23 protein-coding genes are annotated in these 21,429 nt (G+C 56.3%); 7 read left to right on the forward strand and 16 right to left on the reverse strand.

All coding sequences use genetic code 11. The features are described 5' to 3' along the window. Nucleotides 1–5: 5 nt before the first annotated feature. The 8 genes from WA928_RS04545 to WA928_RS04580 all read right to left on the reverse strand — a co-directional run bounded on the left by WA928_RS04545 (nt 6) and on the right by WA928_RS04580 (nt 8,767). The gene (locus WA928_RS04545; protein WP_424300148.1) at nt 6–1,784 is read right to left on the reverse strand and encodes a FimV/HubP family polar landmark protein; all 1,779 of its coding nucleotides are present in this window, start codon (nt 1,782–1,784) and stop codon (nt 6–8) included. Then, nucleotides 1,784–2,914, reverse strand: coding sequence for an aspartate-semialdehyde dehydrogenase (gene asd, locus WA928_RS04550; RefSeq protein ID WP_424300151.1), 1,131 nt, complete (start codon nt 2,912–2,914; stop codon nt 1,784–1,786). The genes WA928_RS04545 and asd overlap by 1 nt, the downstream gene beginning before the upstream one ends. 40 nt (nt 2,915–2,954) lie before the next feature. Next, entirely contained in the window at nt 2,955–4,031 is a 1,077-nt protein-coding gene (gene leuB / locus WA928_RS04555; RefSeq protein WP_424300154.1) for a 3-isopropylmalate dehydrogenase, read from the reverse strand. Nucleotides 4,032–4,142: 111 nt separating this feature from the next. Next, nucleotides 4,143–4,796, reverse strand: a complete 654-nt coding sequence (gene leuD / locus WA928_RS04560; protein WP_424300157.1) for a 3-isopropylmalate dehydratase small subunit — start codon at nt 4,794–4,796, stop codon at nt 4,143–4,145. A 9-nt stretch (nt 4,797–4,805) separates the two neighbouring features. Next, the gene (gene leuC, locus WA928_RS04565; RefSeq protein ID WP_424300160.1) at nt 4,806–6,209 is read right to left on the reverse strand and encodes a 3-isopropylmalate dehydratase large subunit; all 1,404 of its coding nucleotides are present in this window, start codon (nt 6,207–6,209) and stop codon (nt 4,806–4,808) included. A gap of 143 nt (nt 6,210–6,352) precedes the next feature. After that, a complete protein-coding gene (locus WA928_RS04570; protein ID WP_424300163.1) occupies nt 6,353–7,186 on the reverse strand; it encodes a M48 family metallopeptidase in 834 nt (277 codons plus the stop codon). Nucleotides 7,187–7,219: 33 nt separating this feature from the next. Next, nucleotides 7,220–8,320 (reverse strand): chorismate synthase, encoded by a 1,101-nt coding sequence (aroC, locus tag WA928_RS04575; RefSeq protein ID WP_424300166.1) that lies wholly within the window; start codon nt 8,318–8,320, stop codon nt 7,220–7,222. Between the two features lie 78 nt (nt 8,321–8,398). Next, the gene (locus tag WA928_RS04580) at nt 8,399–8,767 is read right to left on the reverse strand and encodes a DUF2069 domain-containing protein (RefSeq protein WP_424300169.1); all 369 of its coding nucleotides are present in this window, start codon (nt 8,765–8,767) and stop codon (nt 8,399–8,401) included. Between the two features lie 35 nt (nt 8,768–8,802). On the opposite strand from WA928_RS04580, the gene WA928_RS04585 reads away from it, so the two are divergent. Together WA928_RS04585 and WA928_RS04590 are read left to right on the forward strand one after the other, a co-directional pair. Further along, on the forward strand, nt 8,803–10,059 hold the full coding sequence (locus WA928_RS04585) for a YihY family inner membrane protein (protein WP_424300172.1): 1,257 nt from the start codon (nt 8,803–8,805) through the stop codon (nt 10,057–10,059). 28 nt (nt 10,060–10,087) lie between these two features. Then, a complete protein-coding gene (locus WA928_RS04590) occupies nt 10,088–10,552 on the forward strand; it encodes a CBS domain-containing protein (protein WP_417250972.1) in 465 nt (154 codons plus the stop codon). Here the strand turns inward: WA928_RS04590 and dusA are convergent. Next, nucleotides 10,501–11,541, reverse strand: coding sequence for a tRNA dihydrouridine(20/20a) synthase DusA (gene dusA, locus WA928_RS04595; RefSeq protein ID WP_424300175.1), 1,041 nt, complete (start codon nt 11,539–11,541; stop codon nt 10,501–10,503). The genes WA928_RS04590 and dusA overlap by 52 nt on opposite strands. An 87-nt stretch (nt 11,542–11,628) precedes the next feature. Here dusA and WA928_RS04600 point away from each other — a divergent pair, with 87 nt between their 5' ends. Beyond that, on the forward strand, nt 11,629–12,609 hold the full coding sequence (locus WA928_RS04600) for a homoserine kinase (RefSeq protein WP_424300178.1): 981 nt from the start codon (nt 11,629–11,631) through the stop codon (nt 12,607–12,609). Beyond that, on the forward strand, nt 12,606–13,403 hold the full coding sequence (locus WA928_RS04605; protein ID WP_424300181.1) for a BPSS1780 family membrane protein: 798 nt from the start codon (nt 12,606–12,608) through the stop codon (nt 13,401–13,403). Before WA928_RS04600 ends, WA928_RS04605 begins: the two co-directional genes overlap by 4 nt. Here WA928_RS04605 and WA928_RS04610 read toward each other — a convergent pair. After that, nucleotides 13,355–13,720, reverse strand: a complete 366-nt coding sequence (locus WA928_RS04610; protein WP_424300184.1) for a hypothetical protein — start codon at nt 13,718–13,720, stop codon at nt 13,355–13,357. The two genes, WA928_RS04605 and WA928_RS04610, sit on opposite strands and share 49 nt — an antisense overlap. Before the next feature lie 20 nt (nt 13,721–13,740). Further along, the gene (locus WA928_RS04615) at nt 13,741–14,184 is read right to left on the reverse strand and encodes a type II secretion system F family protein (RefSeq protein WP_424300187.1); all 444 of its coding nucleotides are present in this window, start codon (nt 14,182–14,184) and stop codon (nt 13,741–13,743) included. 551 nt (nt 14,185–14,735) lie between these two features. Between WA928_RS04615 and WA928_RS04620 the strand changes: the two genes are divergently transcribed. The 3 genes from WA928_RS04620 to WA928_RS04630 are packed head-to-tail and all read left to right on the forward strand — an operon-like array spanning nt 14,736 to nt 18,000. Beyond that, a complete protein-coding gene (locus WA928_RS04620; RefSeq protein WP_424300190.1) occupies nt 14,736–15,656 on the forward strand; it encodes a TIR domain-containing protein in 921 nt (306 codons plus the stop codon). Nucleotides 15,657–15,673: 17 nt separating this feature from the next. Next, on the forward strand, nt 15,674–17,224 hold the full coding sequence (locus WA928_RS04625) for a transcriptional regulator (protein ID WP_424300193.1): 1,551 nt from the start codon (nt 15,674–15,676) through the stop codon (nt 17,222–17,224). After that, nucleotides 17,224–18,000, forward strand: coding sequence for an E2 domain-associated cysteine-rich protein (locus WA928_RS04630; RefSeq protein WP_424300196.1), 777 nt, complete (start codon nt 17,224–17,226; stop codon nt 17,998–18,000). Before WA928_RS04625 ends, WA928_RS04630 begins: the two co-directional genes overlap by 1 nt. Before the next feature lie 127 nt (nt 18,001–18,127). Here the strand turns inward: WA928_RS04630 and WA928_RS04635 are convergent, their stop codons facing one another. From WA928_RS04635 to WA928_RS04655, 5 genes are all read right to left on the reverse strand, one after another. Beyond that, nucleotides 18,128–18,670 (reverse strand): adenylate/guanylate cyclase domain-containing protein, encoded by a 543-nt coding sequence (locus WA928_RS04635; RefSeq protein WP_424300199.1) that lies wholly within the window; start codon nt 18,668–18,670, stop codon nt 18,128–18,130. Between the two features lie 154 nt (nt 18,671–18,824). Further along, nucleotides 18,825–19,316, reverse strand: coding sequence for a Pycsar system effector family protein (locus WA928_RS04640; protein ID WP_424300202.1), 492 nt, complete (start codon nt 19,314–19,316; stop codon nt 18,825–18,827). Nucleotides 19,317–20,297: 981 nt separating this feature from the next. After that, the gene (locus WA928_RS04645) at nt 20,298–20,837 is read right to left on the reverse strand and encodes a pilus assembly protein N-terminal domain-containing protein (protein WP_424300205.1); all 540 of its coding nucleotides are present in this window, start codon (nt 20,835–20,837) and stop codon (nt 20,298–20,300) included. A 23-nt stretch (nt 20,838–20,860) separates the two neighbouring features. Further along, on the reverse strand, nt 20,861–21,025 hold the full coding sequence (locus WA928_RS04650) for a hypothetical protein (protein WP_424300208.1): 165 nt from the start codon (nt 21,023–21,025) through the stop codon (nt 20,861–20,863). Further along, nucleotides 21,025–21,399, reverse strand: coding sequence for a phage regulatory CII family protein (locus WA928_RS04655; protein WP_424300211.1), 375 nt, complete (start codon nt 21,397–21,399; stop codon nt 21,025–21,027). The genes WA928_RS04650 and WA928_RS04655 overlap by 1 nt, the downstream gene beginning before the upstream one ends. Nucleotides 21,400–21,429 lie beyond the last annotated feature (30 nt).

Below are 21,429 nucleotides of genomic sequence, written 5' to 3' on the forward strand. Positions count from 1 at the left end.
GGGTGTCAGCCCTTAGGTGGCACGTTGGGTTCTTCTTGTGAAAGCTCGAGATCAAGCCCTTGCAATTTTTCACGCACCATGGCTTCGGTAGGCTGGGCGGATTCGATGATGACATCATCACGGCCCGCGCTGGCACGTCGCAGCAACCAGGCAATAATGAAAACAATCAGGGCCAGCAGTGCTGTCATGACCGCCAGCAGGTGATCCTGGATCCAGGAAGCCCGATCTTGCGCTTGTGCCGTGGATGCCAGCTCGGCCGCTTCCGCGGTTGCCCCTTCGGGGGGTTCAGTTGAAGCCAGATTGGCGGCTACAGGCGCATTTGTTGACATACCACCGATTGACGCACCACTGGCGGATGAGCCACCTGCGGCAGAATTGGAGGCAGACGAACCGGAAGCATCAGACCCGGACGCGCCCGAAGCCGATGAAGTATTGGACCCATCTGGTGCGGCAGATTGTGCTTTGCCGGCGTCGGCAGGCGCAGCCTGGCCCGGGGATGTGGATCCCCCCTGCCCTGAATGCTGTGGGTTTGCGCTTTCGGAAGCGGCTGCTGGTGAAGATGTTTGCTGGTCAGACGTGGCAGAGCCATCTGCCCCTGCTTGTGTGCTTGCATTGGCTTGTGCCGCCGCATCCTGGCTGGCCTCGGTAATGGCACTGGCGACCTGCTGGATAGACTGCGTGATGGCCTCGGCACCAGCAGCGGCGGCACTGCGTGCGGCTTCGCCTTGGGCCTGCAAAGCCTGGTTAAGGTTGTGGACGTTGTCTTCAAGCTGCCCCACCCGGGATGCGGCGTCGGCTTGCGCATGACGATCTGCAGTCTGGGCATCAGCTTTCTGATCGGGCGAGCCACCATTGCCTGATGCACCTGCTTTTGCTGCAGAGCCTTGGCTAAGCCTGAGCTGGTCTTGCGCAGCCTGCTGAGACTGGGCAGATTGCGCGTTAGGCGGCGAGACCTTGCCACTGGTGGAATTTGTGGATACGGCCGCCGACAGGCTGGTGGCTGTCTGAGCTGCCACCGTATGGCGCAAACGGCTCAGCGCGGCCGTTTGCGCGACAAACTGGCGACGTGCCTCGATATCTGAGATGGAGAGCATCTCGGCAACATCCGGAACGGCAAGCTGCGCACCGGCACGCACCAGATTGATATTGTGTTGGATAAACGCACTTGGGTTGGCCCGCTGCAAGGCCATCATCAGCTGATACACCGAGACGCCATCCACGGCATGCCGCCGTGCAATCGCAAACATGGTGTCACCCTTATGGACGCGAATGGAACCCTGCGGCACGCGCCGGACGCTGGTGGCCGGGGTGGCTTGTGTTGTACTGGCCGAGGCAGCTGGGGTTACCGGGGCCGATTGGCCCGCCGGGGCCTGTGCGGTGAGTGGTGCAGGTGCCAGTAAAGAGACTTGATAGCGCTGATGACCAGAAGCCGTCTGCACATCCAGAAGGAGATCTGCCAACGAACCTGAAAAAAGCTGTGGCGAGGTGATTTTGAGAACCCGCTGCCCGGCACCGCCTGAACCCGGCGTGACGCCAACTGAAAGCGTATTAAGTGCAACGGGCGGCGTAAGGCCTACGCGAGTCCAGTCGGCTGCCGGCGCCGGTTTGGCAGATAGCACCGGAATATCTGCATCAGACAGCCCCTGGACAGGCACCAGAATAAGCAAAGGCTGCCCCGAAGCAGACGCCAGGCGGGCATGGCCAATGCTGGCGGCGTGAACAGAACCGGCGGCAAATGCCGCCAGCGTGAGGACACCACTTAACAGGCGGGCAGCAGGTTTCATTAAAGTTCACCTAGCGCAATGCGCAACATGCGTCGCAGAGGCTCGGCAGCACCCCACAGTAGTTGATCTCCGACCGTAAAGGCGCTGAGATATTCTGGCCCCATCGACATCTTGCGTAAGCGCCCAACGGGGATATCCAGCGTGCCTGTGACTGCAACCGGGGTAAGCGCCTTGACGGAGGAATCTTTATCGTTGGGAACATACCGGGCCCAATCCGTGCCCGTGCTGATGGCATCGGTGATTTCGTCTAGCGGGATGTCACCACGCAACTTGATGGTGAGCGCCTGGCTATGGCAACGCATGGCGCCAATACGCACACACAAGCCATCAACCGGCACCGGAGGGGCGTCAAAGCCCGGCCCACGCCCCAGGATTTTGTTGGTTTCGGCACCACCTTTCCATTCTTCGCGGGACATGCCATCGCCAAGATCTTTGTCGATCCAGGGAATCAGGCTGCCACCCAGTGGAACGCCGAAGTTTTCTTGCGGCAGATCGGGGCTTTGCTGGGCTTTCAGGACACCGCGATCAATATCCAGGATGGCCGAGGCAGGATCCGCCAATTGAGCGCCCACCGCCTGATTGAGGATGCCAAACTGGGTGAGGAGCTCGCGCATGTGGCGTGCCCCGCCCCCAGAGGCGGCCTGGTATGTCATGGAGGTAAGCCATTGCACCATGTCGGCCTTGAACAAGCCGGCCAGGCCCATCAGCATGCAGCTAACCGTGCAATTGCCACCAATATAGTCGCGCACGCCGCGCTGTAGGGCCGCATCAATGACCGGCCGGTTGACGGGATCGAGCACAATAATGGCGTCGTCTTTCATGCGCAAGGTACTGGCCGCGTCAATCCACATGCCTGTCCAGCCAGCAGCACGCAGCTTGGGGTACACCTGAGAGGTGTAATCCCCGCCTTGCGCCGTGACAATAATGGGCAGCTTCTTGAGGGTATCGATATCGTAAGCGTCTTGCAGCGCACCGGCCCCATTGGCCCACTGAGGTGCCGCGCCCCCGGCATTGCTGGTAGAGAAAAAAACTGGCTCGAAGAAATCGAAATCGTTTTCTTCGCGCATCCGCTGCATCAGCACCGAACCCACCATCCCTCGCCAACCAATCAGACCCACTGCTTGCGCCATAAATCCCTGCCTAAACCAAAAAATGAAAAGAAAGAATGTTTTATTCTAATGCCTTCAGTACTGCATCGCCCATCTCTGAGGTAGAAACCCGGGTAGTCCCGGCCTCGTGAATGTCGGCTGTACGCAACCCCTGGGCCAAAACACGCTGAACAGCTGCTTCAATTTGGTTGGCTGCTTCGCCGGCATCCAGAGAATATCGCAGCAACATTGCAGCAGATAAAATCGTGGCCAAAGGATTCGCCACATTCTGTCCGGCAATATCAGGGGCAGAACCATGGCTGGGCTCGTAGAGCCCCTGCCGACTGGCATTCAATGAAGCTGACGGCAGCATCCCGATGGAGCCGGTCAGCATCGCCGCTTCATCAGACAAGATATCACCGAAAAGATTACCCGTTACCACAACATCAAATGCCTTGGGCTCTCGCACCAACTGCATCGCAGCGTTGTCCACGTACATATGTGTCAGGGTAACCTGAGGATATTCTTTGGCTACGTCCAACATAATGTCACGCCAGAACTGAGAAGTCTCCAGCACATTGGCTTTGTCGACACTGCACAGCTTCTTCTGGCGTTTGGCGGCTGCCTGGAAAGCCACGTGAGCAATACGCCGGATTTCGCTCTCAGCGTAATGCATGGTATCAAACCCCTGACGCTCGCCTGCAAACGGGCCGTCATCGAGGGTACGCACCCCGCGCGGCTGGCCAAAATAAATATCACCCGTCAGCTCACGCACAATCAAAATATCCAGACCAGCCACTACTTCTGGTTTGAGTGACGAAGCGTTGGCCAGTTCTGGGTACAAAATCGCCGGACGCAGGTTGGCAAATAAACTCAGAGCCTTACGCAGCCCCAGTACGGCCTGCTCGGGCCGCAGGGCGCGCTCCAGATTGTCGTATTTCCAGTCGCCTACTGCGCCAAACAGGATGGCATCCGCCTTCAAGGCGATGTCCAGCGTTGATTGCGGCAGCGGGTGGCCTAGGGCGGCATAAGCGGCACCACCCACTGGCGCCTCGGTGAAACTCAGATCCAGATCCAAGGCTCGCAACACTCTGACAGCCTGCTCGACAATTTCAGGGCCAATGCCATCACCTGGCAGTACCGCAATCTTTGAAGTCATGGGAAATCCCGAATAAAAAGTATCCCGCGCCCCACACGAGACGCGAGAATTGTTTGACAAGACACAATCACCCGATGGCCAAAAGCCGGCATCGGGCAAACAGGCACCTTACTACGCAGCAGGGCGATCTTTAACCAGCCAGGGATGAGCAGCCAACCGTTTGGCTTCGAAGTCGCGGATCTGATCGGCATGCAACAGGGTCTGACCGATTTCATCCAGACCCTGAAGCAAAGACTGTTTGCGATAGGCATCGACATCGAAAGACCACTGCGCGCCATCAGGCGCCGTGACACTTTGCTGCTGCAGGTTGACCGTCAGGGAATATCCCGGCTGGGCAGCAACCACCTTGAAAAGCTGATCGACCACGTCCTCGGGCAAAACAATCGGCAACAGGCCATTTTTGAAGCTGTTATTGAAGAAAATATCTGCATAGGACGGCGCGATCAGGGCCCTGAAGCCGTACTGTTGAAGCGCCCAGGGGGCGTGCTCGCGGCTGGAGCCGCAGCCAAAGTTTTTGCGGCACAACAGGATAGACGCGCCCTGATATCGGGCGTGATTCAGCACAAAATCCGGGTTCAGCGGCCGCTGGCTGTTATCCATACCGGGCTCGCCATGATCCAGATACCGTATCTCATCAAAAAGATTAGGCCCGAAACCCGTACGTTTGATAGATTTCAAAAACTGTTTTGGAATGATCAGATCGGTGTCGACGTTGTCGCGATCGAACGGAGCCACCAGCCCCTGATGAGTCGTAAATGCTTGCATGGCGGGATCCTATTTGAAAGTGCGGACGTCAACAAAATGCCCGGTTACTGCAGCAGCGGCAGCCATGGCGGGGCTGACCAGATGCGTACGCCCTCCCTGCCCCTGACGCCCTTCGAAATTGCGGTTTGAAGTGGAGGCGCAGCGTTCGCCTGGCTCGAGCCGGTCGGCGTTCATGGCCAGACACATCGAGCAGCCCGGCTCACGCCATTCAAATCCGGCATCCAGAAAGATGCGATCAAGCCCTTCGCGCTCGGCCTGGGCCTTGACCAGCCCTGAGCCTGGAACCACCATGGCCAAGCTGACATTACCTGCCACCTTGCGCCCCTTGGCCACTTCGGCCGCCGCACGCAGGTCTTCGATGCGCGCATTGGTGCACGAGCCGATAAATACTTTGTCGATGCGGATGTCGGTGATGGGCGTGTCCGCCTGAAGATCCATGTACTGCAGGGCACGCTCCATCCCTTTGCGGCGCACCGCATCGGGCTCTGCTGCCGGATTGGGTACCCTGCCACCAACTGCAGTGACCATTTCGGGCGAAGTACCCCAGCTGACCTGGGGCTGGATCTTGCCAGCATCAATCTCAACCACACGATCAAACACCGCGTCTGGATCCGAGTGCAAGGTTTGCCAATAACGGACGGCCTGATCCCAGAGGTCTCCTTCTGGTGCATATGGCCGGCCCTTGAAATAGTCGATGGTGGTTTGATCGACAGCCACCATGCCGGAGCGGGCACCGGCTTCGATAGCCATGTTGCAGATCGTCATGCGGCCTTCCATCGAGAGGGCCTGTATTGCCGTACCGCCGAATTCGATGGCGTGACCGGTGCCGCCGGCCGTACCAATCTGGCCAATGACGTAGAGAATCAGATCCTTGGCTGTACAACCAAAAGGCAGCTGACCATCCACCTTGACCAGCAGGTTACGGCTTTTTTTCATCAGCAGTGTTTGGGTGGCCAGGACGTGCTCGACTTCGGAGGTGCCGATGCCAAACGCAAGTGCCCCCATCGCTCCATGCGTGCTGGTGTGCGAATCGCCACACACGACCGTCATGCCAGGTAAGGTGGCACCTTGCTCGGGGCCAATAATATGCACAATGCCCTGGCGGCGGTCGTTCATTCGAAATTCGGTGATGCCCCAGGTATCGCAGTTTTTATCCAGGGTATCCACCTGCAGTCGTGAAATGGGATCCTGGATACCTTGGGAGCGATCGGTGGTGGGGACGTTGTGATCGGCCACGGCCAGATTGGCGGCAATGCGCCACGGCTTGCGCCCTGCCAGCTCAAGGCCTTCAAATGCTTGCGGGCTGGTTACTTCGTGAACCAGATGGCGATCGATATACAACAGACAGGTACCGTCTGGGCCCTGGTGCACCACATGGGCGTCCCAGAGCTTGTCATATAGAGTTTGCGGCATGATTGGGGTCTCGAAATCAGGAATGGAACCTGGCATGGCCAAGCGGACAGAAACCATTATGCCAGCGTGAGATCTACCGACAAGGCCAGCATTTATCCTAGTACTAAATATACCCGGTACTGGGTTGAGACAGCACCCAACTATCAGGGGTGATACAGAGGCATCACCTTGGCCGTGGCCCGCTCGAGATCCTGGATACGGCTTGCAGACGAAGGGTGTGTAGAGAGCATCTCGGGCGGCTGTCCGCCACCAAGGCGCTCCATTTTTTGCCAAAGTGTGATGGCTGCGCGTGGGTCGTAACCGGCACGGGCGGCAAGCTCTACCCCCATGCGATCTGCTTCGGTTTCGTTGGCCCGGCTGTTAGGCAAGGTAAACATCACCTGCGACAGATTTGAGCCCAGATCGGCCACCGCCTGGCTACCCGTGACCGCTGCCAAAATGGATATCCCGATACCGGCACCCATCTGGCGCGAGACTTGCTCGCGCGCATGTTCACGCAAGGCGTGAGAGATCTCATGGCCCATCACGGCCGCCAACTCGGCATCAGTGGGCTTGATTTTCTCAAGCATCCCCGTATACACGGCAATTTTGCCACCCGGCATGCACCACGCATTGACTTCATCCGATTTCAGGACATGAACCTCCCAGTTCCATTGTTTGGCATCCGGACGAAATACCCCCACTTGTGCAATCAGCCGCTGAGCGATTGCCTGAACGCGTTTGGTTTGGGCCGCGGAAGGATCCAGCGCGTGCTGCGCACGCGCCTGAGCAAGGATCTGCTGGTACTGCTGCGCAGCTTCCTGGTCAAGCTGGGCCTCAGAGACCAGGCCGGACATGTATTGCGTGCGCTCGATTCCCACTGCACCAGACTGTGTGGTTTGCACAGGCGCGCAGGCAGCCAGCAGCACTGCAGAAACGATGGCCACTGCGGCTATCCAGGAGGTTTTGATGTGGGCAAGGCGTTGAATGGGCTTCATTTGCTTTGATCTCCTCTCTGGGGTTGATGAAATCTAGGCACCTGCTAGCGCCGAACCGCCGGCAAAAGGTGTCACATCCGCGCACTGGGCCCGGTGGCGCAGCGCGTGGTCCATCAGAACAATTGCCAGCAGGCCTTCGACAATCGGAGTAGCCCGGATGGCAACGCAGGGATCGTGTCTGCCCAACGTTTGCACCATCACCGGCGAATTGCTTTTATCCACGGAACGACGCTCAATGCGGATACTGGAGGTGGGCTTGATCGCCAGCGAGACCCGCAGTGCCTGGCCGGAAGAAATCCCGCCCAGCACCCCACCGGCATGGTTGGCCAAAAACCCATCGGGGCTGAGCTCATCACCGTGCTCGGAACCACGCATGCTGATGCAATCGAAGCCAGAGCCAATGGAAACACCCTTGACCGCATTAAGCCCCATCATGGCATGTGCAATATCCGCATCCAGGCGGTCGTACAAGGGCTCGCCCCAGCCCGCCGGCAAACCATCGGCCTGTACTTCGATGCGCGCACCGATGGAATCACCCTCGTGGCGCAGCTGATCCATAAAGGCCTCGAGTTGCGGCACGATAGCTGCGTTGGGCGCATAAAAAGGGTTTTGTGAGACAGCGTCCCAGGATTCGAAAGGAATCGGGATCGGCCCAAGCTGGCTCATGTAGCCACGGATCTGCACGCCAAATTCTTGCATCAACCACTTGCGGGCCACTGCACCGGCAGCCACCGTGGGGGCTGTCAGGCGAGCCGAGGAGCGCCCCCCGCCACGCGGATCGCGGATGCCGTATTTTTTCCAGTAGGTGTAATCCGCGTGCCCAGGCCGGAAGGTTTCGGCGATATTGGTGTAGTCGCGGCTGCGGGCATCGGTATTGCGAATCAGCAGGCCAATGGGTGTCCCCGTGGTTTGGCCCTCAAAAACACCTGACAGGATCTCAACTGTGTCAGGCTCGCGACGCTGTGTGACATGGCGCGAGGTGCCGGGCTTGCGGCGATCCAGTTCTGCCTGAATGTCTGCTTCGCACAGCGCAAGCCCCGGTGGGCAGCCATCAATCACGGCGCCAATCGCCGGGCCGTGGGATTCGCCAAAATTAGTGACACGAAACAAGGTGCCCAAAGAATTGCCAGACATGATCGGTACGCCGTGAAAAATCGTGAAAGAAGATTTTGATTATGGCATAGCGCCCACAGACCAAGGTTTCAAGCGGCGTCAGTGTGACTGCCGGGCCGCCCGCTTGGCCGGGCGAACATAAAAAATTGCGGAAAAATACAAACCCAGAGACAACAGGATCTCAAGGCCGGCTAGCGCAACTGACACGGCTGAGGTATCTGACCACGCTCGCACGGAACCCTCCATCAGATACAGAAGACTGAGCATGGCCACCCACTGCAACGTATACAAACGGGCACGCAAGACACCACGCACGGCAAACAACAACGGCACGGCCTTCAGGGCCATCAGCGACCCACCTGGGCGCAGTGGCGCCCACCAGAGCTCCCAGCCCACGCACAGCACGATAAGGCCAAAGAGACAGGCACACGCCAAGCGGTGCAAACCTTGATTGAGTTGAATTTCCATGTTGCTATTATGGCTCGAAACCTTTGCATGAATGTATGACAGACCTCTCTTCGACGACGCGGCCGATTTCCGAGCGGCGGGCCCACGCACTGGACATTGTGCGATTTACCCTTGAGTTTGCAGGCAATCGCAAGCTCACCCGCGTAGCATCCAGCCTGACGTTCACCACCGTACTGGCGATCGTGCCCTTACTGGCCGTGATTTTGTCGTTATTTACCGCTTTCCCGCTGTTTGCAGAGTTCCGTCAGGCGCTTGAGGGCTTTCTCAGCCAAAGTCTGCTGCCGCCATCCGTATCCGACACCATCATGCTGTATCTCAACCAGTTTGCCGCCCAGGCCTCGGGTCTGACGGCAGTGGGCGGCGTATTTCTGGTGATTACGTCGGTCATGCTCATCATGACGATCGACGAAGCATTTAACGAAATCTGGAATGTCACACGCCAGCGCCCTTTGCGCCAACGCCTGCTGGTGTATTGGGCCATTATTTCTTTAGGCCCGATTCTTACCGGCGCCAGCCTGTGGGCCAGCTCGGTATTGGCCAGAGAGTCCCTGGGTTACATCGGCAGTTTGCCTGAAAGCCTGGGCATTGCACTGAACATCATCCCGTTTGCGCTATCCGTGCTGGGGTTTACCGCTCTGTTTGTGTTTGTGCCCAATTGCCGCGTACGCTGGCGTGACGCGCTGTTTGGCGGTTTGGGAACAGCGGTGATCCTCACCATCATGAAAGCGGGGTTTACCTGGTATCTCACCCGCTTTCCGTCTTACACCGTGATTTACGGCGCCTTTGCCACCTTACCGATTTTTCTGCTGTGGATTTATCTGTCATGGCTGGTGATCTTGCTTGGCGCCACTACAGCCTCTTTGCTGCCTGCATTGCGGCTGCACCGCTGGGTATTGCAACGGCACACAGGCGCCCAGGTAGTGGATGCCATCAGTATTTTGTCGATTTTGTGGCAGGCACGGCAAACGCTGCCTCCTGGGCGCAGCCAGCAGTTTCTCGAAAAACACTTACGGGTGCATCCGGACGCCCTGTATGAGATCCTGGCCAAGCTGCATGATCTTGGTTACGTGGTGCCGGCATCGGACAGCGACCTCTGGGTACTGGCCTGCGACCCCCACCACGCAACCATCGGACCGTTGGTCGACCAACTGTTACTGGATCGCACGCAAACCGGGCTGACCACGCTGCATACCCAAGCGCTGTCTGACACCTTGCTGGGCAAGCCGCCCACCCTGGACACACTATTCAACACATACACGGCTACCGAAAACACGGACGATGATGCACAATGACAATAAAAACTGCCCGAGGAAGAATGCCATGCTGAAAGTCAATGAAATCCTGCGTGTGAAGGGGCACACGCTTTACACCGGCACGCCGGACATGCCCGTACGCGACGCCATCAGCACCATGAGCCAGCTGGACATCGGCTCTTTGGTCATCATGGAGCACGGTCAGCTGGTAGGCATGCTGACATTTCGCGAAATTATCAACCATCTCAACCAGCACGACGGCCAGGCAGGCGACTACACCGTACGCAGCATCATGGATGACGCCCCCATGAGTGTCACACCCAACACCGACGCAGACGAAGTGCAGCGTCTGATGCTGGACAAACACGCACGGTATATCCCGGTGATGGACGGCCCTACCCTGATGGGCGTGATTTCGTTTTACGACATGGCACGCGCCATTGTGGACGCCCAGCAATTCGAAAACGATATGCTCAAGGCTTATATCCGCGACTGGCCATCCGAAGACCCCGCTATTGCCCGGAAATCCTGAGCAGCCGCATCAACCAGCGTATCCCAGGCCTGCAAAAGCAGATCAGGCCCTTGTGCCCGCAAGGCTTTGGAGTCAGACAGCATCTGACGCCAGCGGCGGGCACCGGGCCGGCCGGTGCGCCATCCAAGCAAACCACGCACCATGATATGCAGCGGTACTCCGCGCGCATGATGGTGCTGCACATATTCTAAAAACTGCAGCAGCACTTGCCGGCCTTCGTCATCGTCCAGCGCCGCAGATTGCCTACCCATCAGGCCGTCTGCGCTTAACGCAGACAAAATATCCGGTTGATGCCAGGCCGCACGGCCCAGCATGATGCCGTCCAGCTGGTCTTGCCACGCACGGCAGGTATCCACATCGGATAAGCCACCGTTTAGCACAATGGTGCAATCCGGAAAGTCACGCTTGAGCTGCAAGACCGAGCTATAGCGCAAAGGCGGCTTTTCACGATTATCTTTGGGCGACAAACCCTTTAATACGGCATTGCGGGCATGCACGATAAACACCCGGCACCCAGCCTGATACAGAACACCCACAAAATCGCGCACAAAGGCATATGAGTCATCGTAATCAAGCCCCAGCCGATGCTTGACGGTAACCGGCACCGAGACGGCATCCTGCATGGCGCGGACGCAATCCGCCACCAGTTGGGGCTCAGCCATCAAACACGCCCCAAACGAGCCCTGCTGCACACGCTCGGAGGGGCAGCCACAATTGAGGTTGATTTCGTCGTAGCCCCAGGATTCACCCAGCTTTGCACACTTGGCCAAAGCGTCTGGCTCGCTGCCACCCAACTGCAGGGCCACGGGATGCTCGGACGCGTCGAAATCGAGATGACGCGCCACATCCCCATGCAACAAGGCGCCAGTGGTAACCATCTCGGTATACAGACGGGCCTCGGGGGCCAGCAGGCGATGAAAATAACGGCAGTGGCGATCCGTCACATCGATCATCGGAGCCACACATAAACGCCAATCAGCCATAGTCAAAATTATCCATACAGAAGCGCTATTTTACTTTCGACTAAAATGCCGCGTTGAACTCACCCGCCGCGGCTTTTGCGCCGCCTGCTTGTCATGGCTGTCTTTACTGCTGTTTCCCAGGACGATGTCCACTCGCTGCTGGAACACTACGATCTGGGCACATTGCTTGCCCTGCGTGGGATCACTGCGGGCATCGAGAACACCAATTATTTTCTGGATACCACACAAGGCAGCTATGTACTGACGCTATTCGAGGTGCTGACGGCCGAGCAACTGCCCTTTTACATCGAGCTGATGCACCACCTGGCAGGCCGCGGTGTGCCAGTACCACAACCGCAAACCCGACACGACGGCAGCCGCATCAGCACCTTGCACGGCAAGCCAACTGCCATTGTCACACGCCTGAACGGCGGCTACGAGCCCGAGCCCAGCCCGGCCCATTGCACTTTGACAGGACAAACCCTGGCACATGCCCACCTGGCCGCCCAGGATTTTCCGCTGCACCAGCCCAATCTTCGAAGCCTGCCCTGGTGGCAAGAAACCGCCCCCCGGCTGATGCCGTTTCTGAACGAAGACCAGGCGACGCTGTTGCGCCAAAGCCTGGACGAACAGGCTGCCTTTGTGGCCCAGGGCGGACTCGAAAATCTGCCCAGCGGCCCAGCACATTGTGATTTGTTTCGTGACAACGTGCTCTTTGATGGCACGTTTGAATCTCCTCATATGGGCGGCTTCATCGACTTTTACTTTGCCGGCTGTGACGCCTGGATTTTTGACGTGGCGGTGAGTGTCAACGACTGGTGCATCCAGCGCAGCAGCGGGATATTCATCCGGCGCCGGCTCAGTGCCTGGTTAAGTGCATATCACGCTACCCGCCCGTTTACCCCGGCCGAACGTGCCGCGTGGCCCCTGATGCTACGCGCCGCCGCCCTGCGCTTCTGGATTTCGCGCCTGTTTGATTTCTATCTGCCACGCCCCGCCCAGACCCTTAAACCGCACGATCCACGACACTTCGAACGCATCCTGCGCTTACGCACGACGCAGCCGGCGCCCCTGTTGCCGGGCGACCTCACATGAACAACACACCTACCCTTCAAGCTTCTGTATTGCCTCCCTCCGCCGGCTGGGCATGGATTCTCCAGGGGTACCACCTGTTTCGCGCACAGCCGCTGGCCATGCTCTTCTGGAGTACGGCCACGAGCTTTATCATCCAGGTAGGCTCGGTAATCCCTGTGATTGGCCAGATGGCATTGGTGCTGCTAACCCCTTTGCTGACATTTCTGACCTTGAACGCCTGCCGCACCATCAGCCGGGGACAAAAAATGGTTCCGGGCCTGTGGCTGGCGCCATTGAAGGCTCCAGGCGTCATGCCTGCATTGTTACGCCTGGGTAGCGCCTACCTGGGCTTTACTTTGCTGGCCGCCTTTATTTCTGTCTTGCCATTTTTGTCCTCCTTGGTGCAATCCCTTGGCACTGGCAGCGACCCAGACTATGCAAGCCTTGCCCAGGCCATGTGGGGGCCGATGCTGGTATTTGGCGGCTTTTATGTGCTGCTATCGGCGTTGTTCTGGCATGCGCCAGCCCTGATAGGCTGGCATGCACTGCCCCTGAAGCGTGCCCTGTTTTATTCGATGGTGGCCTGCTGGCGCACCAAATGGGCCATTGTGCTTTACGTGGGCAGCTGGGCCGCCGTGTATTACGGCCTTAGCCTGCTGCTTGGTACTCTGGCAAGCGCAGGGCTGACAACCAACAGCATGACGTGGATATCGCTGATTTTGGACATTGTGCTGACTGCCCTGCTGTACTGCAGCTTTTACCCGGTTTATGCCACCACGTTTCGCGCCAACGACACATCTGCACTCCAGGCCTGAGTGATGACCGCCTGCCATTGAAGTATGGTGTCGTTGTTGGGGGGTAGCTCAAGCGTGGCATAGGCACCCGCACAGCGCGCCCAACGGCCCGGCGCCAGCCACGTGATCCGCCTCAAGATACACCCCTGATCATCCAGAAACAGCACATTGATCGGACACGTCAGGCCCAGCGTATGCACCATCCTGCAATTGGGAAACAACAGGCCACGAGGCAAGGCACCCCAGGTTTTCCAGGCGTGCAGGCCCAACAAACGCTGCCTGAAGCTACGGGCCCGAACCAGGCGTAAAGACGCCCGGGTGAGATCCCAAGCGGGCAAGTCTTGTGGCCCACCCCACATCAGAAATTGGCCTGCATCAACTTGACCGCAATCGGAAAGCCGATCACCAGGAAAGTACAGGGGAAAATGCACAGCACCATGGGAAACAGCATCCTGAGCAGCGCCTGCATGGCCAGCGTCTCTGCCCGGGCAAAGCGCTCGCTGGACTGACGCTCGGCCTGAGCCCGCAGCAGGGGCCCAAGGCTCATCCCCAGGCGCTCTGCCTGTGCCAGGGAAAGCACCAGGCTATAAACACCAGGAACATCCACTGCATCAGCCCATTGTGCGAGCCAGCGGCTGCGCTCTACCCCGGTGCGCTCCAGGGCACAGGCGCTTTGAAGGCTTTGGCGCAAAGGGCCTTCGGGAGCGTGCTCTGCCACACGCAACAACGCAACCGGCAGGCTAAGGCCTGCTTCGACACACAGTGTGAGGAGGTCCAGCAAAAAGGGGAGCTCGCGCATCATGACAAAACGTCTTTGGCTGCCGCGGTCTACTTCGTTCCTCAAACCGAGCGATAAGCGCCTCAGACGCTCTGATATTGAAATTGAGCTCCCAACGTAGCCAAGCAATTAAGCGGCTATGAAGTTAAGAATTGTTGGCTTATTACCGTGTTCATCTTCCTATACTGAAGATGAAAATAGCCGAGCCACGCATTCTTGTCCTTCGTATCCCGCTTAGCTCAGATGGCTGACTGCACCACGACGCAACTATGCTGCGTTGAACTCCGTCATTTAGCCTGGGCCTGAATGCTGAAAGCTTAACAAAAGGGCTTTTTAGCCTGCTTAACACTAATACCTTGTTTGTTTATACAGCCCAATATATAGTTACATAGCAATGAATATGCACTACATGTAGTGTTTTGGTGAATCTTATTGATTTCCTTGAGAAGAGCACATGACAAGTAAGGCTATCGAAAGCAAAGTGAGGCATGCGGCAGAACGAGCATTGGGAAGCTCGGGCAGAGCAAAGGCTACAGAAGTTGAAGAACCACAAGGACTGGAGATGCTATCTACACATGACCACTACAAAAATGATTGAAAGGTTCGCGGGCGCCGCTGGCCGTCCGGCCTTGGAAGAGGTGTTGCTGGAACAAAAACTGATTGTCGGCAATGTAGCGCTGGCAAAACACTTCGCAGATGCCGGCTCCTTGGTAGAGTTGGACCGAAGACAGACGCTCATAGAGCAAGATGCCGAAGATACTGACGTCTACTTCATCATCACCGGGCAATTCCAAATTCGGGTTAATGGCCGAGAAGTCGCTACCCGTGGGCGTGGCGAACACGTTGGAGAAATGGCTGCTCTTGTTGCCACGGCTAAGCGATCGGCGAGTGTGATTGCAATAGAACCGTCAATCGTGCTTAAAGTATCAGCGACGGACTTCAAGGCAGCAGCCGATGCCCACCCCCGCATTTGGCAGCACGTCACTCGGCAACTAGTTGAACGACTAACTCAGCGTAATACGCTGGTTCGTCCGGCCAGCCAGTCTGCCCGAGTATTTATCATCTCATCTGTAGAAAGCCTACCCATAGCACGAGAGGTCGAACAACAACTTGAGCATGACAAGTGTTTTGTGAAAGTATGGACAGAGGGCACGTTCCGAGCTTCAACATACCCCTTGGAAAGCTTGGAGTCGGTCGTTGAGGATAGTGACTTTGCTATCGCGATAGCACAGCCGGACGATCAAGTTGAACGCCGAGGTGAATCGCACCAAGCCCCTCGCAACAATGTGATTTTTGAACTCGGTATGTTCGTCGGAAAACTGGGAAGACATCGTTCGCTTCTTTTGGAGCCAAGGAGCGAGGGAGTTGATCTACCGTCGGATCTGTCAGGTCTGACCACTATTTCATACCGACCCGCCTCGGGCAAGGACCCAGCAAGGCTCGGACCGGCATGCACGCAGTTGCGAAAAATCTTTAACGAACTAGGCCCTCGATAAGCCAAAGGAGTATTGCTGTGAGCAAAAATTGGAATCATGAACGTGCTGTCAAGCATATCGATCAAAAAATGGATGACGTGCAAACCGTCTCGATCAAGGACTACACCCGTGAAATGTTGTTGGAGTCTATCCCGACAAATGTTGCCTATCGGGTCGACGGCGTTCATATGTATGCGGATATCCAAAACCTCCGCGATATGCTCGAGGCCACGAAAGCTGAGGGAACTGATTGCCATAAACGCACACTGAGATTCCTAGACCAGCACTACCGCGCGGTAAAACGCATCCTGGATAAGGTTGACGCCCGACGAGTTGACTTCCATAGCCAGCGGCTACATTCGCTATTCACTAAGCCTTACAATAGCGAACCTGACGCGGAAAAGCGGCGTGTTCAGCGAGCTGTTGCCACCGCACAGCTCATCATCGATGTGCTTGCAGAAACGGGGGATAATGACGAACAAATCCCAGCAGCTAAAGTGCGGATTGGGATTGACTCAGGCCTTGCACTTGCGGTGAACAACGGCCGAAATGGTTACCGTGAACCGCTATTCCTCGGAGATCCAGCCAACCACGCGGCTAAGCTTGCGAGCAACAACAGTACGCGCGGCATCTACCTCAGTAACGCTGCCCGGCTTGTCATAGGACTCGAAGAAAAAGACTCGCCCGAAAAAGCGCCCTTAACCGTCGAAGAGATCAAAGATTGCCAGGAAGCGGCGAACCTGGGGGTAACAACCGACGAGATTGTCGAAGAGTGGCGTGAAGACCTGAAAAACAATCCGATTGGAGGCTATCAGTTCACCCGCCAAACTCCCCCTCTTTGCAATATGGACATTTCTGTGCTGACGCCGGCGAATTCCAAGCGGCAAGAAATGGTAAGTATGTATGCGGATATCGACGGCTTTACATCCTATGTCGCCGAAAATATCGACGATAACGCCGAGGACGTAGTACGCACCCTACATGTATTGCGAGCTGAGTTCGAGCGCGTCGTTACCTCTGACTTCGAAGCGCGACGGGTTCGTTTTATCGGTGACTGCATTCAGGCACTAACATGTGATGGCACGGCTCATAATACTGACGAACAAAAAACGGTTTCGGAAGCCACTCGCCTGGCTGGCGCACTGCGCAGCAGCTTCAACCTAGCGATTGAACGCTTAGGCGAAAAGGGATACGAAACTGGCGACCTCGGACTCGCTATCGGCTTCGACCTGGGCCCGATTTCCATTACCCGCCTAGGCAGGCATGGCGACCGCATTCGGTGTGCAATTGGCCGAAAGGTGCTCGAATCCGAAAACCGCCAATGTGCTTGTAAAGGTACGGAAACGGCGATCGGTCAGGCAGCCTACGATGCCGCAACTGATGCAGTGAAATCGCTGTTCGGCACTGGGCGCAAAGTTGCAGACCTTGATTATGTCGAGGCAACAGAAGCGCTGGCTGACAAAGGTGACGAGTCCGCTAAGCAGGCGCGATCAGCGGCTTACGTCGCTGCCCCAGCAGTGATTCTTGCAGATGAGCGCGATGTTCGCCCATATTCAGCAACCATGGCAAGGAGGCCGAATCGGCTTTGATGTCCGCGGTCAATTTAATTGAACGTGCGGCCTCCGATTTCGGGGGCACTTGCACTCGCATTAATGAGTCCTCTGGCATCTTGGAGTTGCCGGTCTTACTGGTTGATGGCAGAACTATTGAGTACCGGCTTTTGCTTAAAGAAACCGAGAAACAGGTCTCAGTACGCGAGGAGCCTCCGAAGCACTTACCGGCTTTCTGCCCAGAACGCCACATTAATTACGACGGTACTTTTTGTCTTTACTACCCAGCGGCAAGCAGATTAGAGGTCCACGATGACGCCTCGGCAATCGCTTGGGTGGAAACCCTGTATAAGTACCTAAAGCTCCAGGATCGAGCAAAAAGGCTGCGCAAGTGGCCTAATGCGAGTTCTTGGGCACATGGAGATGCAGCGCATCAACAACTCCGAGCTCTAGAGGCCGCATCCGCGCTGAGGCACGATATTTCTAATGCTGTTGAGCAGGGCCAGATTATCCTCAAGCGGAGGAAGTCAAAGGGCCGGTCAATACTAGAGATTTGGATCGGAAACAATCGAATCTTTAGTGTTTGGGAACACCACAAACGGGTCGTTAATCAATCCAGACGATGCTTTTGCCTATCCAGCGGGTCCCGAAGGCCCAAAAGGCTGCGACGATGTAATGATCACGCACAGCAGGCGGCAGAATTAGCTTTGGCCATAAGGGATTGGGAAGATGCAGAGCAACGCTTCTGGGATAGCGTGACAGGTAGGTCCTGTTGTGGATCCTGCGATAACTGCCCGCTGCCTCTAGAATCTTGAGTTTGGCACTATGCGAGGCGCCAGCGCCAAGTCGAGACTACTGCACATACGATCTTCGATCGCTAACTAGCGTCTGAAATAAGCGGTGCTTCGAAGCAATGCCAGCTTGAATCAATTGTTAAACAGCTTATGGCTTCCAAGACCAGTTAGAGCGGTATACGTGAAGGTTGTCGCCGAGAAAACTCCAGGTGCGCCGCTCCCACATGAGCTTCTTCTCAGTGCCGCCATACTTTGACTCGTCATTGAGCATATTGAAAACAGCTGCGGTGATGAACGAACTGTAAGGGTGTTCTCGAAGATCACTCATCTTGGCTGCCAAGTTTGGGGCGCGTCCGATCCAGATCAGGTCGTTAGTTCCCCAGACACCGCCGCGCACAGCAAGCACGGTTCCGGTATCAACGCCAACACCATGCCTGATTTGAAAAGAGGCGTTCCTGACTGACTCATAGTTTGCTTCAAACTTTTCACGAATCTTGTCTACGGCCCACTTAATCTGAAGTGCGCATTTTGCGGCAGATGAGCTTTTTGAGTCGCCGTGGAAAACGCCCATGACGCGATCACCATCAAAGCTTACGACCTTCCCTCCGCGAGCAATGATAAGTTTAGATGCGCAATATAGAAACGACTTGATTATCTTTGCGGCAATGCGCCTATCTAGCTCTTTGGCCATCTTTGATGAATCAGCCAAATCTGCATACAGAAAAGTTGCATCAATTTCTACAGCGCCGCCTGCAAGCGCAATTTCTTCCGTTTGAGGAATCTTACGTCCATCTCGCCTATCCCATGTAGTGGAGATAATCGACTGAACTTCATTTTTCAGGTCGTTAGATAGCGCCGTTTTTCACCCCGTAGAACTGAAACACGGCAAGTGCCCAAGGCAACATTGCCACTAACATCGATGCCATAGCGCGCTTCACCCATGTAAACTTTGTTGAAGCGATTTGTGCGTTGATGTGGCATTGCTCGATTAGATCATCGTGGAAGTCGTCTTTCTGAGCTGCCTTCACCGAGGCTCGAAACCGAGAGATATCTCTAGAAACAATGCCTCCAAAGAATAATAGTGATCCCTTTGTGCCACCTATCCGCGGAAATGCCGCGCATGCGCAGAAAATTATGCTTATACAGAGAAAGAAAATTGCAAATGCAGCCGGAATGCCCGCCATCAATGTCCACACGCTTGGTTTAGTGGCGTATACCGCTAGTGCTCCGAGCATAGCGGTTGAAAGCGGGAGCACCAATGACAGCCGTGAGTCTGCCGCAGAAATCCATCCAAGTTGCTTATCCAAGATGTATTGAAGTTGTTCTATATCGGCCATAGGGGGATTCACACATAAGCGGCTAACGCCTAGCAGCTTCCTGATATGAATTGTAGCAAGCAGTAGCGGACTTGTTGTACGGGTAACCCGTCAGAGAACTCCTACACGCAAGCCGAGAACCACACCAATTGACTGAGCTCTCGCATACATTGCCCCCTCTTCTCAGGGCTAATATTTGATGTTTTTCAAAACGGGCTGATGTGTAGCGTTATGACAGATGCCAGAGAGGGTCAGGCAGTGCCAACCCAACGGTTTCCTGTCTGGCTATGTTTGTCAGGTCAGGGCTAGATTGATAGACATCATTCCAGCAATCCGACGACGCGCCTCATGAACAACTTTGCCGGCTAACCATTCTTTTTACGCGTAGGCCCCGCTTTGCGCTTAAACCAGCAGCCCAGAAATTAGCTGACGCCCCTCAGCCGCGGCCAGAAAATCCGCCGGCAGCCTTCCGCCTAAAGCGCCTAGGGGCATATCGGCCCAGCCTACAAACCACTGCGCAGCATTGAAGCCGTCTGGATCCCCGGACTCATTCACGCTGGGCCTGCCCGATAAGCTTTATCAGGCTCAGCCCCTTGGATTCCGGATCCATCACCGGGTCGGCCGCGCAATTTATTAATCATTATGCGCGCATTTCTCGCCGCGTCGAGCCCAGCATCGAGGGCCACGTCAGCTTTACGCGTGGCATCTAGTAATTGCACCGTTAGGTGCCACAAGTAGTTGCTCATCGTGTTCTTTTTTCAAAGACAACTCCTCCAGTTGCGCTTGATCTAAGCTTTGATTCTTTACCAGATCCACGCGCAACGCAACAGAAACGCGCTTGGGTGCCGAATTTTGCACGAATGGGTGAGCCGCAAAGTAGGATATTCGCCGGTTGTACTACTTTACTGCTCATTACTTTCGACGCATACACCCGTGGCTGGCCATGAGGCCGCCGGCATTGATTAGTAGGGCTCCGACCTCAGAACAGAACTTTAATGGGCTTCACCATTTGGCCGATAGCAAGGCATTGATACCGAAGCAACCTGCTGCTTTTGCCGCGGGAAACATCAGCGGAATCGCCGTCTCGCCAGGGCGATCGGCAAACCGGCGCGACCCCCCATCCCAGCCCAACGCAGATGTCAGGCCTCCGCCTGCATTGGGATCCCAGCGCAAGCCCAGTTCGCGCATCAAGGACTTGGGCACCTCAACCACCTGCACGTCCAGCAGTACCATCTGATCCCAGCCGACAGTCCCCGTAAAATCGAGCAATTGCGGATAGCGCCGGCCAAGCTCGGACAAGCGCTGGCGGTCGGCATCAGAGAGGTCATCGCCCTCAACCAGCAGCTTGTCACCCAGCGGGGTGACAAGCGCCCCCGGAATGCGCTCAAGCACGGTACGTAGTTCGTCCTGGAGCCGCCGTGCACCTTCTGGTGCCACCTGCACGGCATAGCGCACAATCTGGCCATCTGCTGTCCAGGCATGCAAAGTGCTGAAACCCGCCTTGCGTGCAAACAAAATGACTTCACGGTCGTCCGTACTCACGGCCTTGATAATTTCACCGTCTCCTACGGCCACCCGGGCAACGCCCGGAAGCGGTGCTCAAAGCTGATGGTGTCGCCCGGGCGCATGAGGCCCAATTTTTTCTTGAAGCGGGCATATGCCCGATCATCGGCAGGGGTCAGGCCTTCGAGCTTGCCGGCGTCATTGACGCGGAGTGCGACCTTGGCCATCACGCCCCCGCGGCTTGCTTAAACAGCGCCAGAATGTCTAGCATTGCCTTCGTAAGGGCAGCCATGGCATGCTTTTGCTTGGCCTCTGAATCCTGCAAATACCGTTCGATCAACCAGTAAATTGGCGTTGTGTCGCCGGTCGCGTCGATGAATCTCACAAGGTCATCGACTGTAAATTTTCGCGGGTCACCTGGATTATTTGCCAGCTTGCGCGATAACTCAGATGGACTAGTATCCATATCTGTCGCAACCGTCTTGAGTGGGTTGCGGCTGGTGTATGCAGCCTCACAGATGCAATCCAGCAGGCTGCTGTGGCGCTCGGTTAAGCCCGGTGTGAAATCAATCGTCAACTGGCTAGGGTCATGTACTGGCACGATTATTTCCTCTACTTTCCAATGGAAATA

The sequence above is a fragment of the Castellaniella sp. genome, assembly GCF_049651205.1.
Classification (GTDB): Bacteria; Pseudomonadota; Gammaproteobacteria; order Burkholderiales; family Burkholderiaceae_B; genus Castellaniella.

Coding starts and splice junctions, on each gene's coding strand:
- leuC (WP_424300160.1), bottom strand. CDS start 6,209: ATGCCGCAAACTCTATATGACAAGCTCTGGGACGCCCATGTGGTGCAC.
- WA928_RS04615 (WP_424300187.1), bottom strand. CDS start 14,184: ATGATGCGCGAGCTCCCCTTTTTGCTGGACCTCCTCACACTGTGTGTC.
- aroC (WP_424300166.1), bottom strand. CDS start 8,320: ATGTCTGGCAATTCTTTGGGCACCTTGTTTCGTGTCACTAATTTTGGC.
- leuB (WP_424300154.1), bottom strand. CDS start 4,031: ATGACTTCAAAGATTGCGGTACTGCCAGGTGATGGCATTGGCCCTGAA.
- WA928_RS04620 (WP_424300190.1), top strand. CDS start 14,736: ATGACCACTACAAAAATGATTGAAAGGTTCGCGGGCGCCGCTGGCCGT.
- WA928_RS04605 (WP_424300181.1), top strand. CDS start 12,606: ATGAACAACACACCTACCCTTCAAGCTTCTGTATTGCCTCCCTCCGCC.
- WA928_RS04600 (WP_424300178.1), top strand. CDS start 11,629: ATGGCTGTCTTTACTGCTGTTTCCCAGGACGATGTCCACTCGCTGCTG.
- WA928_RS04580 (WP_424300169.1), bottom strand. CDS start 8,767: ATGGAAATTCAACTCAATCAAGGTTTGCACCGCTTGGCGTGTGCCTGT.
- WA928_RS04585 (WP_424300172.1), top strand. CDS start 8,803: ATGACAGACCTCTCTTCGACGACGCGGCCGATTTCCGAGCGGCGGGCC.
- WA928_RS04590 (WP_417250972.1), top strand. CDS start 10,088: ATGCTGAAAGTCAATGAAATCCTGCGTGTGAAGGGGCACACGCTTTAC.
- WA928_RS04570 (WP_424300163.1), bottom strand. CDS start 7,186: ATGAAGCCCATTCAACGCCTTGCCCACATCAAAACCTCCTGGATAGCC.
- leuD (WP_424300157.1), bottom strand. CDS start 4,796: ATGCAAGCATTTACGACTCATCAGGGGCTGGTGGCTCCGTTCGATCGC.
- WA928_RS04635 (WP_424300199.1), bottom strand. CDS start 18,670: ATGGCCAAAGAGCTAGATAGGCGCATTGCCGCAAAGATAATCAAGTCG.
- WA928_RS04650 (WP_424300208.1), bottom strand. CDS start 21,025: ATGGCCAAGGTCGCACTCCGCGTCAATGACGCCGGCAAGCTCGAAGGC.
- WA928_RS04640 (WP_424300202.1), bottom strand. CDS start 19,316: ATGGCCGATATAGAACAACTTCAATACATCTTGGATAAGCAACTTGGA.
- WA928_RS04630 (WP_424300196.1), top strand. CDS start 17,224: ATGTCCGCGGTCAATTTAATTGAACGTGCGGCCTCCGATTTCGGGGGC.
- WA928_RS04545 (WP_424300148.1), bottom strand. CDS start 1,784: ATGAAACCTGCTGCCCGCCTGTTAAGTGGTGTCCTCACGCTGGCGGCA.
- asd (WP_424300151.1), bottom strand. CDS start 2,914: ATGGCGCAAGCAGTGGGTCTGATTGGTTGGCGAGGGATGGTGGGTTCG.